The 16,806-nt window shown below is 36.0% G+C and carries 13 protein-coding genes; 8 read left to right on the top strand and 5 right to left on the bottom strand.

Annotated features, from left to right (window positions below; genetic code table 11):
- The 4 genes from REB14_RS17555 to REB14_RS17540 all read right to left on the bottom strand — a co-directional run.
- Window positions 1-417: phage tail protein (locus tag REB14_RS17555; protein ID WP_309522851.1), on the bottom strand; the 417-nt coding region annotated here is incomplete at its 3' end.
- A gap of 36 nt (window positions 418-453) precedes the next feature.
- A complete protein-coding gene (locus tag REB14_RS17550) occupies window positions 454-2,175 on the bottom strand; it encodes a phage tail sheath family protein (protein ID WP_309522850.1) in 1,722 nt (573 codons plus the stop codon).
- Window positions 2,176-2,261: 86 nt separating this feature from the next.
- Complete coding sequence (locus tag REB14_RS17545) at window positions 2,262-3,980, bottom strand: phage tail sheath family protein (protein ID WP_079242311.1); 1,719 nt, start codon at window positions 3,978-3,980, stop codon at window positions 2,262-2,264.
- A gap of 56 nt (window positions 3,981-4,036) precedes the next feature.
- A complete protein-coding gene (locus REB14_RS17540; RefSeq protein WP_079242312.1) occupies window positions 4,037-4,621 on the bottom strand; it encodes a Pvc16 family protein in 585 nt (194 codons plus the stop codon).
- 571 nt (window positions 4,622-5,192) lie between these two features.
- Between REB14_RS17540 and REB14_RS17535 the strand changes: the two genes are divergently transcribed.
- The 8 genes from REB14_RS17535 (at window position 5,193) to REB14_RS17500 (ending at window position 16,166) form a co-directional block, all read left to right on the top strand.
- Window positions 5,193-5,513: a hypothetical protein gene (locus REB14_RS17535; protein ID WP_309522849.1), complete on the top strand. Its 321-nt coding sequence runs from the start codon at window positions 5,193-5,195 to the stop codon at window positions 5,511-5,513.
- A gap of 46 nt (window positions 5,514-5,559) precedes the next feature.
- Window positions 5,560-7,002: a contractile injection system tape measure protein gene (locus REB14_RS17530; RefSeq protein ID WP_309522848.1), complete on the top strand. Its 1,443-nt coding sequence runs from the start codon at window positions 5,560-5,562 to the stop codon at window positions 7,000-7,002.
- Between the two features lie 108 nt (window positions 7,003-7,110).
- Complete coding sequence (locus REB14_RS17525; protein WP_309522847.1) at window positions 7,111-8,565, top strand: ATP-binding protein; 1,455 nt, start codon at window positions 7,111-7,113, stop codon at window positions 8,563-8,565.
- A 24-nt stretch (window positions 8,566-8,589) separates the two neighbouring features.
- A complete protein-coding gene (locus REB14_RS17520) occupies window positions 8,590-12,315 on the top strand; it encodes a glycohydrolase toxin TNT-related protein (RefSeq protein ID WP_309522846.1) in 3,726 nt (1,241 codons plus the stop codon).
- Window positions 12,316-12,326: 11 nt separating this feature from the next.
- On the top strand, window positions 12,327-12,842 hold the full coding sequence (locus tag REB14_RS17515) for a hypothetical protein (protein WP_062671639.1): 516 nt from the start codon (window positions 12,327-12,329) through the stop codon (window positions 12,840-12,842).
- A 67-nt stretch (window positions 12,843-12,909) separates the two neighbouring features.
- Window positions 12,910-13,248 carry a hypothetical protein gene (locus REB14_RS17510; RefSeq protein ID WP_309522845.1) on the top strand — a complete coding sequence of 113 codons (339 nt, stop codon included), beginning with the start codon at window positions 12,910-12,912 and terminating at the stop codon, window positions 13,246-13,248.
- 318 nt (window positions 13,249-13,566) lie between these two features.
- Window positions 13,567-14,388, top strand: coding sequence for an alpha/beta fold hydrolase (locus REB14_RS17505; protein ID WP_309522844.1), 822 nt, complete (start codon window positions 13,567-13,569; stop codon window positions 14,386-14,388).
- A 266-nt stretch (window positions 14,389-14,654) separates the two neighbouring features.
- Complete coding sequence (locus tag REB14_RS17500; protein WP_309522843.1) at window positions 14,655-16,166, top strand: serine hydrolase; 1,512 nt, start codon at window positions 14,655-14,657, stop codon at window positions 16,164-16,166.
- Window positions 16,167-16,269: 103 nt separating this feature from the next.
- Here the strand turns inward: REB14_RS17500 and REB14_RS17495 are convergent, their stop codons facing one another.
- Window positions 16,270-16,788 (bottom strand): DUF2911 domain-containing protein, encoded by a 519-nt coding sequence (locus tag REB14_RS17495; protein WP_079242323.1) that lies wholly within the window; start codon window positions 16,786-16,788, stop codon window positions 16,270-16,272.
- Window positions 16,789-16,806 lie beyond the last annotated feature (18 nt).

Here is a 16,806-nt window from a genome sequence, read left to right as displayed (position 1 = left end):
AGTTAATCCTTCGTGGGCAATTTCCAGTGTTTCAATAGCCACCTCATTACCTTCAGCTTTCAGATCTGTTGATTGTAATTTAAGCGGGAATGCATTTTTCACTTTCCACGTTACTGCAGGAGCTCCTGTTTCATCTAAAAGGGAAATCGTGATAGATCTGCGTTCTACTGTACTTAGCTGAATACTTTGGAACCAGTCGAAATATTCGTTATCAGTTTTAAAAGTTCCTCTTTTTAAAGTGATGTTACTGAAAGTTTTCATTCCAGGCATCTTAATCTTACTGAAATCAGGACTTGCGCCATGTCTGTATTCAATTAAAGCTGCTTCAACATTTAAACCGCTGACTTCCTGAAATCCTACTTTTGTTCCGCCCCAATCTACTTCAAAGGCAAACTTTACTAATGGATATGTACTCATAATTTATTTTTAATTTTAATTGTTATTTAATTGATTTTATGCTTCCTGTAATTTGTGTGAAAAATTGAGTACGATAAATTCAGCAGGACGAACTGCAGCCATACCGATTTCGATGTTCATTCTTCCTTCTAAAATATCCTGAGCCGACATTGTTTTGTGCAGACCAACGCTTACGTAATACGCTTCTTCCGGCTTGCTTCCTGCTAAGGCACCGTCTCTCCACTGCTGATCAAGGAAATTCTCGATCATAGCCTGTACACGAGTCCATGTATTGGCAGTATTCGGTTCAAAGACAAAACGTTCTGTAGCTTTCTTCACAGATTCTTCTACCATGTTGAAGAATCTACGTACAGATACATATCTCCATTCGTTGCTGTTTCCGTCTAATGTTCTTGCTCCCCAAACTAATGTTCCTTTTCCTGCAAAAGTTCTGATCGCGTTGATTGATTTTCCTGAGGTAGCATCTACATTAAGCAGATCCTGTTCTTTATTGGAAATTTTTACAGCCGGTACATCTACCAGACTAAGCCCTACATTAGCGGGTGATTTCCATACTCCCGAATTACTGTCTGCTTTGGCGTAAACTCCGGCAATTGCTGATGACGGTGCCAGTACTACTGATGCAGACTCGATTGCTTGTTTAGCCTGATTATACATTTCAGAATTAGCAATCTTCAATGCGGCTAAAGTTGTGATACCAGATGCACCGGTAACTAAAACATCGGCATCTTTGAAATCATAGCTTAAAACAGTCTTCAGTTTTGGATAATAAGCCGCACCATATTTCAGACCTGTAGAAGTTACTTTATCTCTAAAAGCAGCAGCGTCTTGAAGAATATCCATAATGACGAACCTGTCTTTTAATAATTCTGCCTGATCTAAAGCTTTATTGTACAAAGCATAGATTTTGCCGATAGCAACAGAATTACCAGCTCTGGAAGTAACAAGACTGCTGGCAGCAAGAGCATCAGTCTCCATAGTAGAAGCTGTAGTAAAATCTGTTTCAAGAGCAGTAGCAACAGCCTGAGCAGCAGCCTTAACAGTAGCAACCGTAGCATTAGCAACAGCAGCAGCCACCTTAACTGCGGCGACAACAGCCTGACCTCCCTTAGCACCAGCAACCTGTAAGTCGTTAGGATTAGCAACATTAAACTCAGCTGCCTTAGCAACGGCAGCAGCAACAGCAGCATCTACATTAGCGCCTGCAACAGCGTCTGCAACAACACCTGCAATTCCTTTAGCAGCAGAAGCAACATTCTTAGCATATACTACAGTTGTAACAACAGCAGAAGCAGCAGCAATATCAGCAGCAGAAGGAGCTAAACTTTGAAGATCCGGAAAAACGATCAGAGTAGGTTCGTCTTCTTTTTTTAATAATTCAAGACCGGATAAAAAAGCTTCTGCCGGTGTAGGAGCACCTACAGCCTCTGGACTTTTATAATCTCCTACAGAAACAATATAACAAGGACCACCACCATTGGCAAAATACATCTGCATGGCATAATACATTTTAAAGTCGCTTACCTTGGTTGGAATTGCTGTTGCAACACCATCTTTGAAAGCTACAGCGAAGATTTCCGGATTTGCTTTTCCAAAAATTTCTTCATACTCCAACATCGAAGCAATTCTTGTTGGTTTATTTTTCGGTCCATCCGCTGTATACCCAATAAAAGCAGGGATAGCCGTTTCAACTTGCGCTACGGAAGGGGGAAATTTTCCTTGTTCCTCCACGTAAACTCCAGGGGTTTTGTAATTCATTTTAAAAAATTTTACGTTAATATTAATTATTCCTCGAAGTAAAACTTCGGGTATTTATTCGTGATTGATTTATTGATTTTATCTTTCTAGAACTGTTGCAATTTGTGCGAAAAATTGAGTACAATAAACTCTGCAGGACGCACTAATGCTATTTTAAGGTCTACATTCATTATAGTAGTTCCTTCTACTCCTTTCACGGTTACTTCATAAGCTTCTTTCGGTGTACTTCCTGCCAATGCACCCTCCATCCATTGCTGATTAAGAAAATTTTCCAGCATTGTTTTTGCCCGTAACCATGTGTGAGGAATATTGGGCTCATTCATAAACTTATTGAGGGCATCGTTGACCGATTGTCTGATCATATTATAATAGCGGCGTACATGTACATACTTCCATTCGTTATCTTTCCCTTCATCATTTTTATCTTTTCCTTCAAGGGTTCTGGCTCCCCAGATTAAAGTACCTTTTCCTGTAAAAGTTCTGATCGCATTGATTGATTTCCCTAAAGCATCTATGTTTAAAGTAGCCTGTTCCTGATCTGAAATTTTTTCTGTCGGGGTAATGACATGGCTGATATTGATATTTGCCGGAGCTTTCCACACTCCTCTTGTACTGTCTATTCTGCCGTATGCTCCTGCTATTGCTGATGATGGCGGTAAAACAACTTTTAACGACTGCATTTCTTTTTTCACCTGATTGTATAATGCCGAATTGGATGATTCCAGATTTTTAAGTGTAATCCCGTCTGCATCTCCTTTTTCGTCTTTTACCTCGAGAATTGCCGTTTTTAAATCAGTAAACTCTTCAGTGAAACCAGGTGCATTTTCATCTGAGCCATCAGGGATCATAAAATCATCTATTGTTCCGTCATAAATGGCTTCTAATACAATCTGTGCTTCAGAAATTGCTACGGTTAAAGCATTTTTTTTATCACCCGCATCAGCATTTTCATTCACTTCTTCTGCTATCGCAATAGCCTGACCTAATAAATCGGCAAGGACGTAAGCATCCGCAGACCCGGTTGAGATTTCGGCACTCGCCAAACTTTTTAATTCATCTAAAGCAGCAGTCTCCCCAGCATAAAAAAGAGCACTTCCTTGTCCTGCTTTTTGTAAACCGGCATGTACTATAGGTGTTTTAGTCTCATCAAAAGTATAATTCAAAATGGTTTTTAAGTGAGGAAAGTAAGCTGCAGCATGATTAGTCGGGTTTACTTCACTTCTAAAAGATTCAATCGTGGTAAAATTGTTTGATTGGATAACAGAATTTCCGTAATAGGTATCCAGTATAACAAATCTGTTTTTAGTCTCATCTTTAGCTTTATCAATAGCCTGATTGTAAATACTATAAAATTCAGATTCATTGGTAAGCGAAATAGCATCAGGGAAAATAATAAGAATCGGTTCTTTAATTTTTTTATGATCGATTTTAGCCAGTCCCGTTTCCAATGAGGATAATTGTACTTGTGCTGATGTATAATCCCCTACAGAAATGATATAACACGGTCCACCGCCATTGGCAAAATACATTTGCAGTGAATAATACATTAAAAATTGTACCTGAGGTGCTACAATAGTTGCTCCTTTGCCTTCTACATCCTGTAGCTGGATATTTTCTTCTTTTGCTTTTCCAAAATATTGCTCATATTCTAAAAGAGAACGGATGATGAAGGGCTCATTATACCCAACAGGGAGTAGTTCGGTATACCCGATAAATGCTGGCATAGCCGTTTCTATGTAGGCAACTGAGTATGGAAGTTTCGTAATTTCTTCAACAGAAACACCTGGTGTTGCTGGATTTAACATGTTTAAAAGTTTAAAGGGTTATTAGTTTTTAGTTTTTTAGTTTTTTGCTTTTATGATTAATCAACTTTAATACTCTGTATATTAATGTCATTAATTAATTTAACAGGAACTACTTCCTTAGCTGCAATTTTTATCACACTTATTTTATATAAAGCAGAAGGCATTATTTTTCCGCCTAATAAACCCCAGACGTAACTTAGCTGTTCAAAAGGAATGGAATGCAGTTCAATTCTGAAACTGAAATTATTTTCAGGCTCAAGGTCAACATACTCCAGAACATTCTTGGCTTGAAATACTTCAATAACTTTTGAAATACTCAGTAAAGATTTGCTGTACGTACTTCTGTTGGCAGCGATCATTACATATAGATTTAAGTAAGCAGGAGTACTTTCCTTATCATATCGGACCGGATTATTTTCCACCACAACCGGCTGATACCTTGATCTGTTTTTCAATGTTGATTCTTCCTCAATATTGAGCAGACTAATTACTACTTTATTACTAAGTCCTTCAGTGTTGTCATCATGTTTTGCAATGTCATCAACAACAGCAATTTCAATTTCGTTAGGAACGTTAGGATCCCACAAACCATCCGGAGCATTTAGCTGATTTTTTAAAACTGTTAATACTTTATTAATCATAATTTCTGTTCTTAATTATTATGGTGCAAACATACAATCACACCTCCTCAAAAGACAAATATTTTGGGCGCTCAATACAGTCTTTGCAGTAAATAGGATTTTAATTCTTATCAAAGAAAACTAAAAACAACACCATTAATACACTGAAGATAAATACGTTAAAAACGATATTAAAAAATAAAATTTTAACCTGAAGATTTTTCGCCTCCCATGATGATCAAATTTTCAGTCTGCCAACTGAGCTTTATTCTGAAAAAAAATCATTGTATTTCAACTTATGATTATTCCTCAATCAAATGGCTGTTTTTAGTGGTCCTAAATTTTTTGAATGGTACATCACCGAATAGGTTGGTTGATTGTCTAAAGCATAAGTTCTCAAAAAAAACATAGGCTTTCCTGATGAAAAAGATAAGCTTTTTTACATCCGGTAATTTCCAGAAAATATAAATCTGCATCCTTAGGATATGATTTTGTCTTTTACTGCAAAGACAGAATAGAGCGGCCTTATAATTCGAAAAATAGGATCTCTTCTTTCTAATTTTGACCCAATAATTTTAAAAACATTAATCATATGAACATTAAAAATCTTTTCAGTAAACGCAATGAAATCATTGGCGGTCATTTTAATGAACTACGTTCAAAATTGGGTGTAGCCGATCAAAACGAAGAAGCTATTTTCTCTTTAAGGGAAGAAATTTGTAATGCATGTCCTTTAAAAAACGGCAACAATTGCAACGCAATGAAATGGCTCAATCCAGAGACTCTGGAAGTGACAGATGGTCCAAAAGATGGATTTGTAAGAGGCTGCGGATGCAGATTGAGTGCCAAGCAGAGATCAAAATTCAGCCTTTGTCCTGCAGGTTTCTGGGGCGGAGAATTTGACAAAAAGTAGAACAGTTTGACGATTCCCAATATTGTATCATTTAAACCTATTTAATGTGAAACAAAATCATATCATTCAGAAAGTTTTTCTTGAAATTACCGTCAACAACAAGGAAAAGGCACTTCGTATAAAAGACGATATTAACAGCTTTTTGTCTATTGATGTTTTCCCGGAAATAGAAAAGCATATCAAGGCTTTAGAATATAAGTTGGCTGATCATACCCTGCAGATTCCCCGTTTAGCATTAAGTGTGGAAGTAAAAAGCAGCGCATTAAATACGGAGTTAAAGGATCAAATAGCCGAACTCTTTAAAGATGAATTGTCAGAAATTACTAAACCCGTTAAAACTTCCCATCAGGAAACAGAAAGTGATATTAAATCCTATCTGATGGATAATCAGGAAAAAATGCTCAAAACATTGATCTATTTTTTAGAAAAAGGAACTATGCCCTGGTGGAGTTCGGAGAGCAATACGATGTCTATTTTGGAACCAGCCGTTTTTGATCGCCTTATTTCGGCCACTGGCTTTCAGAAAAGGATCATCTCTGCTTTGTCAAAAGAAAATGTCCGAAACCGGCTTATCAATCAGTTTTCCAATGAACAAATTGCACAATTATGCATGGCAGTTTTGAAAAATAAGAAACTGATCATCAACCTGAAGACTGATACAATACGTCATTTATCGAAACTGAGTCATACAGATCGAATTGCAATATGGCATTTGGTTTTCAATGTCATATCAGAGTATCTGAATACATCCAATAATCATCCCCGGGAGTATCTTTTACAAGAAATTTCAACAATAGAACAGATTGGTTTATCAATAACAAAAAACAATCATCAGAACAGGAAAACAATAGTTAAGATATTCCCCTTTATTACAGAAAATGAAATTTCTGAAAACATCAGAACGAATGCAGCAGATCAACCTGAAAATGCAGAAACCTCAATAGAACCTATTCAGGAAAAAAATGTAATCATTCAGGAGGATGTAAATCCGAACGAGGGACAATACATTCAAAATGCAGGGCTTATTTTGATCCATCCATTCATCAAACCCCTGTTTGAGCATTGCGAACTTCTGGATCCTAAAACCCAGCAGCTCATTGATCCGGAATTGTGTGCCCATCTACTGCATTATATCGCCACCGGAAAAACAAATGCTCCTGAATATGATATGATTTTTGAAAAATTCCTGTGCAATATTCCAATGCATCAAACCATTAACAGGCATATTAAACTTTCACGCAAGCATAAATCGCAGGCTAAAAATGTCATAGAAAGTGTACAGTACAACTGGGCTCCCATGAAAAAATCATCTGCTGCATTACTACAAAATGAGTTTTTCCAGCGCCCGGGGAAATTAACTATCACTGATTCTGATAATACCCTTATTGTAGAACGAAAGACACAGGATATTCTTCTTGAAAAACTTTCCTGGGGAATTGGCCTCGTAAAACTCCCCTGGCAGAAAAAATTCATATTCGTAAACTGGTAATAACAGGTTACATTTTCTAAATACTCTACAGCTTTCCAAATACTCTGAAGTTGCTGATTTTACATCAACAATACCCTCACTGCAACCCTATTAATTCAAAATAAGATTATGAAATCTCCTAATAACCATGAACACTCACCATTAATAAAAACAAATATTAATGAAAAAACAGAAGTAACCAATCCTTTATTTCAAGCCAATCCTGTCAATCATAACTCTTTAAATGAAGAAATGAAATGGTTGCAATCGCTTATTGAAAAACGATGCAAAGAATTATTTCTGGAAGATGAGAAAGAGTTGAATATTGGCTATGAAATACCTGAAACTCCGGAATCAGATGATCAATCTCCTTATTCTATTACAATAAATGCCCACCAGCTTACTGTTCTGGACAGAATCATCTTAGCGCTGGGCATTGCTTCGGCTCATTATCCATCCATCCTGAAAACATTTGTGCAGATAGAAGAAAACAGCAATGCATTTGCCATTGAAGCAGGTGGTGAATATGATAGAATCAGCCGCAGTTTAAAGCCCACTTTTCAAACCGCACTTTTTTTGCTGGCAGGTAAAGATTTATCACTGTGGTCACAGTATGGTGCACAACTCATCAACGGTAGTGTACTATTAAAAAATGATATTATTTACAATCGTTCTTCAACAGAATTTATTCATGGAAAAATTGAATTGGATACCGCTTATCTCAATTATTTCTTATCAGGGCAGAAACCACAGCTGGATCATGGTTCTTACTTTCCCGGCAGGCTTTACAAATCTGATCTCACCATGCAAGATATTATTTTGGAAGATAATGTGAGAGATCAGATAAAACCCATCGGACATTATATCAGTGCATTGGAAAACGGCTTTTTCAAAACCAATGAGCATAGTTTCAAACCAGGCTTCATTGCTTTATTCTACGGTGCACCGGGAACGGGGAAAACGATGCTTGCAGGAATTCTTGCCAACACCTATGGTATTGATATGTACCATGTAGATCTCTCACAGGTAGTGAGCAAATACATTGGTGAAACGGAGAAAAATCTTGAAGTGTTATTCAACAGACTGCAGGGTAAAAACTGTATGCTGTTTTTTGATGAAGCTGACGCTTTGTTTGGAAAACGTTCTGACGTAAAAGATGCCCATGACCGCTACGCCAACCAGGAGGTCTCCTATCTATTGCAGCGAATAGAAAAATTTGACGGATTAACAATCCTTGCTTCCAATTTTGAAAATAATATGGATGATGCTTTCAAGCGTCGTATAGATGTTTCCGTGAATGTAATACGTCCTACAGAGACTACCAGAAAAGCCCTTTGGGAGCATTACTTGCCTAAAAACATAACTTTTGAAAGTAATGATCTTTTACAATATTTAACCAAAGAATATAACTATACGGGAGCGAATATCCGAAACATTATGAAAAATGTAGCGATGGCATTACATGACCGTAATGAAACCAGCATTACTTACTCATTAATAAGCACTTATTTAATGATAGAAAACGAAAAGGCCTTTGGAAAAAATCAATCCCGTCTCAGCCCATTTGTACAAAAACAAGAATAAAAAACTCATCTAATAACCAATAACATGAGCAGACATAAAAAAACATTTGCACCCAGGGCTGGCAGGTCCGGGAAGCAAAACACCAATAGTAAAGAGGATAAAGATAAGCACGAGCAAATCACTGATCAGGACAGCAAAATATCTCTCGCCAAAACGGAAGCTACCCAGATAACATACGACCCATTTAAAAACAGGGCATTCAATAAAATAGAAAAAAATGTATCTGTTATTCAATTATTTGACAAAGGGCAGCATGTTTCAACCCTTCATAACGCCCTAAATAAATTAGGGCATAAAACCCCTGAAAATAAGAATCTTTTCTGGAACGAAACAAAGACCGGAATCATCAATTTTCAACGTAAGAATAATATCAATACTTCCGGTACTCTTAATAGGGAAACCTTGCTGAAAATGAATGAAGCATTGAATTTCTTAAACAGTCGGAAAGAAGTTGGTCTTCCTGTTTCTGAACGCGCAAAAATGCTGTACGAAGCCTTTGAGCACAGAACACTGGGAATTTTTTCAGGAACTGATGAAGATAAAGTTTTTATGGCTTTAGAAAAACTTTCCTATGAAGAAAGATACGAGCTTATTCAGTATTATGATGTAACATACAAACCTAAACGAAAAGTAGGATTAGTACAGGATTTATATGAAGAATTAGGCAACAAAGACTTATTTAAAGCGATACGGTTATTATATGCAAACTATGAGGAGCCGCAATCACAGCTGGTGCCAGAGCCAGCAAATCCCGAAGGTGAGCTGTTGCAGGAAGTTGTGGTCACAGGTAAAGGATCATGGATTAAGCCTAAAACAAAGTATGCCATAGAAGGACAACCTATAGAGTTTGATTGTACGTATCAATATGAAACACCTGTTATAACCACCGAAGGAAGTAAAAAACCAGAAGTTGTACGAAAAGTATTGATCCGGAATGACGGCAGAGTGTACAATCTGTTTGAATACCCTTTTAGAAAGGATACTAAAACTTTCAGACAGGATGGAACAGTAATCAGCCAGTTTTCTATTAATACCCATCAATCAGGGAACTTTACATTTGTCTTCATCATAGAAAATACTCTAACAAAAGAATTCAGAGCTCATACCAAAGAATATCAGGTTAAGACCCTTGAAGAGGCGGCAGCTGGTGATTTGAAAAAGAATAAAATTCAAAATTATTCAGATTTCAGACAACAGGCAGCCTTTATTGAGTTCAATCTTTCAAAAGGAGCATTCAAGGAACAGAAAAGCGATCCGAATTTCTATATTGAATCTGCAACATATAGTGAAAATCCTGCGAGAGTAAGTTCTGCAGATATTAATCATATTCCGCAGTCTTATTATTCAATTAAAGGAAAGCCTATCCCTAAAGATCATCATTATTTCTGGTTTGCAGAAATCAATACCCCTAAAGAAATGTTTGATGGGACAAGTGCATTACTAGGTGTAGAATATGCTAAAAATGCCAATGTACATGGTTATAAAAGAGGAGTATATTTCGGTAGAGATGGCTGGAGTATGAATTCTTCTCAGACAACAGCTGCTTTTTTAGGATCACTTACAGGAGTTTATACCATTCATTGTCTGGTATTAGACAAAAATAATAATCTGACAGGTCAGGAAGCATCTTACCGACAGGTTATCCTACCAAAGGATGATTATCAGGCTCTAAAAAACATCCGAGAATATAAGAAAAACATTGACAAAAGCTTTAATACCCTTGCTCCCCAAACAGCATTAGCTATTAATGCCGTAGCCATCAACGAGGAAACTACAGAAACCCTTTCACTCAATTTATTTATAGGAAAAAGCAAAAAGAATCCAAGCAATTATGTATTAACAGATCTTACTCCAGGTGTACAGCATCAGCGTACTTATGAAGGAAATAATTTAAAAGATTTATTTGAAGAATTTGACAGCAAAAATACCTATCCGGATGGTATTCTGGCTTATGAAATTCCATCCAATACATTAGGCTATCCTACTCTAAAAGGGAATTTCACTACTGATGGAGCATCATTTTGGGAATCGCTTTCCACCGGAGCTGGCTGGGCTTCTTTAGGTTTTGCAGTAGCAGGATTGGTAGCCACATTTACGCCGATGGCACCTATTGCTCCTTACTTATTTATAGCTGCAGGTACCACAGGTGCTACTTCCGGAACCGCCAGCATTATTGATAAAGTACAAAAAGGAACATTAACCAACGAAACCCTGACTTTAGATGTTATTATGATAGCTTCCAGCTTTTTAGGGATGGCAGGCACATTATCCAGCATCGCTAAGGCATCCTCTATTATAAAAATATCATCAACAGGGATTCAGTATATCATTTTAACTGATTTTGCCCTTAATGGTACTGCTGCAGTGATGATTACCTCTAAAGGTTTAGAAAGCATACAAGATATTCATGATAATAAAAACCTGACTACAGCGGAAAAAATAGAGGGTATTGTTGGAATTTTAGGGCAGTTAACATTAACTGCAGGATTGGTAATACTAAGCAGTAAAAACTTAAAAGGAGGAGAATTGGAGAAACTGCCAAAGGTAAAAAGACAAACCTCAAAAAAACCTTACAATCCGGAGCAGCATAGTGAATTTATTGATACGCCTGAGAATTTAACGGGCGGGAAAGTTCCTAAAAATACGATCAGTAATAAACCAGCAGTACACGCTCTGGAGAATACTTACAAACAACCCGATTTTAATCAGTTCCTAAAATCCGTTGAAACCGGTTTCCCATCTGATGAAATTGCAAAACAGGCTTATGATTTATTTAAAAATAAAAACTGGAAACAATTAGAACAATTGTTTACGGATAAGAATCTCAATGGAAACTGGCCTCCGAACCGTGGGGCAACAGGCACCATAGAGGTTACCTTAAAAGAAGGAAGCATTTTTGACAGATACGGCGGATGGATTGATGAAAATGGAGTTTTCCAGGATAGAGGAACCTTTGCAGGAAAAGACGGTACTCCTTATACAGACAGAGCTTTATCTAAAGGCACAGATAGTAAACCATATACAAGATATAAAGTATTGAAAGACATACCTCTAGTCAGTGAAGGAGAAATCATTCCTTGGTTTGGAGAAAAAGGTGGAGGTATTCAGTATGAACTGCCGGTATCTATCAATGATTTAATAAAAGAAGGATATATAAAACCTATCGCTAAAACATCAAAAAACACTACTTTAGCTGAGTCAAAAGTTATTACAGAAGGTGAACATACATCAGGAATTAAAGACTTAGGAGAAGAAAATACACCAATCAATAGCAAGGAAGAAGTAGTTCAGGTTGAAAAAGTAAAAACCACAGGATATCCAGAGGACCAATTAACTTCAACAGGAAAAAACAAGCCTCCGCTTACTCCCGAAGAACTGCAAAGATTAATTGATTGGCAGAACTATAGAAATAATTTCTTAAAGAAATGGAGGGATTTGGATTTTTCTCATCATTTACAGGATTTAAAGAGAAAGCTTGAAAAAGCTCGGAACAGTATTAAAAAAAATCTAACACCAGATGATTTAGCTGCTGTAATTAAGGAGAAAAGAGGAGAGCAAATTTTAGATTCAAATGGAATTCCTTATGATCATCTGGCTGAAAATGAACAAGCAATGAACAGTATTATAAATGCTACGAAAGCTTTAAAAAGCCAAATGTCTAAAAATCCATTAAACTATCAAGAATTTGAAGATTTACTAAAAGATTTAAGTAAATTAAAAGAAGAAATAAATAAAACAATAAAAAATTAATTACAAATATCATGAATGTAAAAGAAATGCAGCAATTACTTGAAAATGAATCAGACGGAAACGAATTATATGATTTGTTAATAGATTGCGGAAAAAAATATTCTTGGACACCTCAGGAAAAAAATCAGTTAAAGAATACTATTGTAAAAATATGTGACGATCCCAACGAACAAGCACGCAGTGCATCCATCAGAGTTTTGTGCTTTTATTGGGGAATGGATGAATTTAGAGATAAAGCATGGGAAATGTTTTCTTATGATAAAGATGACGACGTACGATCAGATGCCCTGATAAGTTGGGCAAACACATATCGTAAACAGAATAAAGCATCAGTTATGAAAACACTTTATTCAATTCTCGAAAATAAAAATACTGAAGTTAATATTAGGGAAACTGCTTACCGATGTATATTTTATGTATCTCCTTTACCCCCTGAAAACAGACCAAACCAAATTTCAGATTGGGATCATTTTGATGAAAATGTAGATTGGAAGTTAATAGAAAAATTGATTTCAGAAGCACAATAATTTTAAAATCAAGCTTAAAGAACATATCCTTTAGTAAATTAATATATTAGATCTAAACTAAAAAAATATGATCAGAAAAAACGAAATAACCAGGCAAAAATTATTTGATGGCGATGAACAAGAATGCCTAAAAGAAATCTTTGAAATTGAAAATCAAAAAATTAAATTGATTGATTTTTATAACAGTCCGTTAAGAGATTTAAAAAAAGAAATAGATGATGAAAGCTTTGAAACCATCGTCAGAGAAAGTCAATTCAATGTAAAAAATACTTTTATTGAAAAATATGTATCTGAAGAGGGATTAGAAGTTCATTATCTGAAAAAGAATGGTGTGATCTATCTGTTTTCATATGGAGAATTTCAGCCCGGAAGGTATATGCTGTTTTTAGAAGGCATTTATCAGTAAGTAAAAAATACAATCAGAGCAGATCATTTCTGCTCTGATTTTTTATTTAATCAGCAACTATTTATTTTCAGAAACCGTTTTGATTTATTGGAAAACAGCATCTCTTTTTAAGAGAAGGTCGATACGGATTTTGAAAGCAGCATTATAAGTGTAGCGAATGGAAGATAGAAATAGCTATCAGAATAAAAAAAATTTATCAAAATGTACGAAATTAAACTAGATTAATTTCTACCTGCTTTATCCACCCTACATTTGCTGAAGAAATAAGAAAACAAATACTTATCAAATAAATTAACCAAACATTAAAAATTCAAAACAATGAGCACATTACAATTAAAAGACGGAACAGAGATTTTTTATAAAGACCAGGGAGAAGGACCTGTATTAATGTTTCATCACGGATGGCCATTATCGTCAGACGATTGGGATGCACAGGTAATTTTCTTCCTTCAGAGAGGGTACAGAGTGATTTCACATGACAGAAGAGGCCACGGTCGTTCCAGCCAGAATATTTACAATCACACCATCGAGCAATATGCATCTGACGCTGCAGAATTGGTTGAATTCCTTGACTTGAAAGATGTCGTTCACATTGGTCACTCTACAGGAGGTGGTGAAGTGATCCGTTACGTTCACAAATATTCTAACGGAAGAGCAAAAAAAGCAGTTTTAATTAGTGCCGTTCCACCGATAATGGTAAAAAGTGAAAACAATCCTGACGGTGTTCCGATGGAAGTTTTTGATGGAATCAGAGAACAGACTTTGAATAACAGAAACCAGTTTTATTTTGATTTGACTTTCCCTTTCTACGGATACAACAGAGAAGGAGCTAATGTAAAAGACGGGATACAGAGAAACTGGTGGAGACAAGGAATGATGGGTGGAATTGTGGCACATTATGACGGAATCAAAGCGTTTTCCGAGACTGACTTTACTGAAGATTTAAAAGCTGTAGATATTCCTGTTTTGGTTCTTCACGGAGAAGATGACCAAATTGTTCCCATCGAAAACTCTGCCATTAAATCCGCAAAACTATTGAAAAACGGAAAACTGATTACGTATCCGGGTTTCCCTCACGGAATGCCTACTACAGAGCATGAAACCATTAATAAAGATCTTTTGGAATTTATTGAGGCTTAATATATAATATAAAAAAGGGGAATCATTTTCGATTCCCCTTTTTTATACGAGACAAAATAATCTATTGGATAGTCTGGGAGAACTTTACTATACCAATCAGAATATGATTTAGCATTATATAATTATAAAAAAGCAATAAGTCTTGGTGGAACTAAAAAATGATAGAAAAAATGGAGAAGGAAACGGGAAGTAAAACAGGTACAAAATGTAATAACATCCTCTTTTGAATTGTCTTATTACATACACAATCAATTAAATATTTCTAAATGAAAAAAATACACCTCATCCTACTGCTTTCTTTATCGTTGAATGTTTTCGCGCAAAGTGTGAAGGATAAAATAAAATCATTCGAAGACAATCTGCTCAGCTGGGATACATCGAAAACAAAAAAATGGACGCTCAAAGAAAGAATGGCTTTCTACAATATGAATGCAGTAAGCATTGCGGTCATAAAAGATTATAAGATAGAATGGACAAAAGCTTATGGCTATGCAGACGTTGCTGAAAACCGAAAAACAACCCAGCAAACACTGTTTCAGGCCGCATCTATCAGCAAGTCTATCAACAGTCTCGGTCTTTTAAAATTGGTTGAACAAGGAAAATTAGGCTTGGACAATGACATCAATAATTACTTAAAAACCTGGAAATTTCCATACGATTCGGTTTCAAAAGGTAAAAAAATTTCTCTTGCCAATCTGTTGAGCCATAAAGCGGGTTTATCTGTTCATGGTTTCGGAGGGTATCAAAAAGGGAAAGAATTACCTTCTCTACTACAAATTCTCGATGGACAAAAACCAGCCAATTCTCCTGCGGTGCGGTCTGCGTTTGAGCCCGACCTTAAATTTCAATATTCAGGAGGGGGAACAACCATTTCACAATTAATTCTTGAAAATACTACAGGAGAAAAATATGAAGATTATATGTTGAAAAATGTTTTGACTCCGTTAGGGATGAACGAAAGTTCTTACAATCAACCGCCTTCTTCAGATAAAGAAAAATTACTTGCAACAGCTTATAATAACGGAAATGAGGTAAAAGGTAAATATCATATTTATCCTGAAAAAGCAGCAGCCGGTTTATGGACAAACCCCAATGATCTGGCAAAATATATCATCGAAACACAATTGTCATTAGCAGGCAAATCGAATAAAGTTTTATCAAAGCAAATGTCTGTAAAGAGAATTGAAAATAATTACGGTGTGTTTCTGAATGATTTCAAAGGCACAAAATATTTCGGACACAGTGGTGGGAATGAAGGTTTTGTGTGTTATTATATTGGAAGTGTTGAAGACGGAAACGGTCTGGTTGTAATGACCAACGGTAATAATTTTAAACTCATCGATGAAATTCTTTTAAGTATTGCCAGTTTGAACCAATGGAAAAATTATCCCATAGAGCCTCAAAAAGAATCCATTGCCTTAACCATCAGAAAGGAATGTTTAAAAAATATTGACAAAGGAATTGCGTTGTACCACGAACTAAAAAAGAAAAATCCCAATGCCTACAACTTCTCCAATGAAAACGAACTCAACGAGCTTGGCTATGAATTTCTAAGAGACAACCAATCAGAGGCAGCTCTTAAGATTTTTAACTTAAATGTCAATGAGTTTCCAACGTCAGGAAATGTGTATGACAGCCGTGGTGAAGCTTATTTTAACAAAAAAGAATATACCTTATCAAAAAGCGATTATCAGAAATCATTGGAACTTGATCCTACCAATCAGAATGCAAAGGAAATGATTTTGAAAATCAACCAACTTTTGACTATCCAAAAATGAATTACACTTTTTACGATGTAATGACAGTAATCTTTGATACAATATCAAAATGACAAACAAAAAATCCCGGATTAACCGGGATTTTCATTTCTTATATTTACATTTATTTGATCTCTACAGGAACTGAGATTTTATCCCAATCCATTGTAAATCCATTATTATTTACTTTATAAACTAAAGCTTCCTGTGTTGCTGGTAAAGCCTTTGTTTTTACATCCACACGTAAAGCATCTTTAGCTTGTTCATATTTATAAGCACCCCATTGTTTCGGCTCTTTGTTAAAAATCGCTGTCCAGATTCCGCTTTGTTTAGGGATTAAGAAAAAGCTGTATTTACCTGCAGGCAGTTTTTTACCCTGAACGGTAATATCTTTATCCGTTTCGAAAGTAGTGGCTTCATTAGCACCTGCACGCCAAACTTTATCATAAGCTTCCAAACCACCCCAGATTGTACGTCCTTTTACAGAAGGACTGCTATAGGCAATTGTAATATTTGCATCTTTCACTTTTCCTGTAGCAGTTGCCGGAGGGCTTGCAGGTTTTTTAGTTTCCTGTGCAAAGGCGTTTACTGAAAGCGTCACTGCTGCAAAAAGTACAGTAGCAGATTTAATCATTGTTTTCATAATATTTTATTTGTTTGT

The sequence above is a fragment of the Chryseobacterium metallicongregator genome, from assembly GCF_031324065.1.
Classification (GTDB): domain Bacteria; phylum Bacteroidota; class Bacteroidia; order Flavobacteriales; family Weeksellaceae; genus Chryseobacterium; species Chryseobacterium metallicongregator.
This window is presented reverse-complemented; position numbering and strand designations above follow the sequence as displayed.

Excerpts from the sequence above, each read along its gene's own strand:
- REB14_RS17520 (WP_309522846.1), top strand. The coding sequence starts at position 8,590 with ATGAGCAGACATAAAAAAACATTTGCACCCAGGGCTGGCAGGTCCGGG.
- REB14_RS17510 (WP_309522845.1), top strand. The coding sequence starts at position 12,910 with ATGATCAGAAAAAACGAAATAACCAGGCAAAAATTATTTGATGGCGAT.
- REB14_RS17505 (WP_309522844.1), top strand. The coding sequence starts at position 13,567 with ATGAGCACATTACAATTAAAAGACGGAACAGAGATTTTTTATAAAGAC.
- REB14_RS17540 (WP_079242312.1), bottom strand. The coding sequence starts at position 4,621 with ATGATTAATAAAGTATTAACAGTTTTAAAAAATCAGCTAAATGCTCCG.
- REB14_RS17495 (WP_079242323.1), bottom strand. The coding sequence starts at position 16,788 with ATGAAAACAATGATTAAATCTGCTACTGTACTTTTTGCAGCAGTGACG.
- REB14_RS17550 (WP_309522850.1), bottom strand. The coding sequence starts at position 2,175 with ATGAATTACAAAACCCCTGGAGTTTACGTGGAGGAACAAGGAAAATTT.
- REB14_RS17515 (WP_062671639.1), top strand. The coding sequence starts at position 12,327 with ATGAATGTAAAAGAAATGCAGCAATTACTTGAAAATGAATCAGACGGA.
- REB14_RS17545 (WP_079242311.1), bottom strand. The coding sequence starts at position 3,980 with ATGTTAAATCCAGCAACACCAGGTGTTTCTGTTGAAGAAATTACGAAA.
- REB14_RS17500 (WP_309522843.1), top strand. The coding sequence starts at position 14,655 with ATGAAAAAAATACACCTCATCCTACTGCTTTCTTTATCGTTGAATGTT.
- REB14_RS17535 (WP_309522849.1), top strand. The coding sequence starts at position 5,193 with ATGAACATTAAAAATCTTTTCAGTAAACGCAATGAAATCATTGGCGGT.
- REB14_RS17525 (WP_309522847.1), top strand. The coding sequence starts at position 7,111 with ATGAAATCTCCTAATAACCATGAACACTCACCATTAATAAAAACAAAT.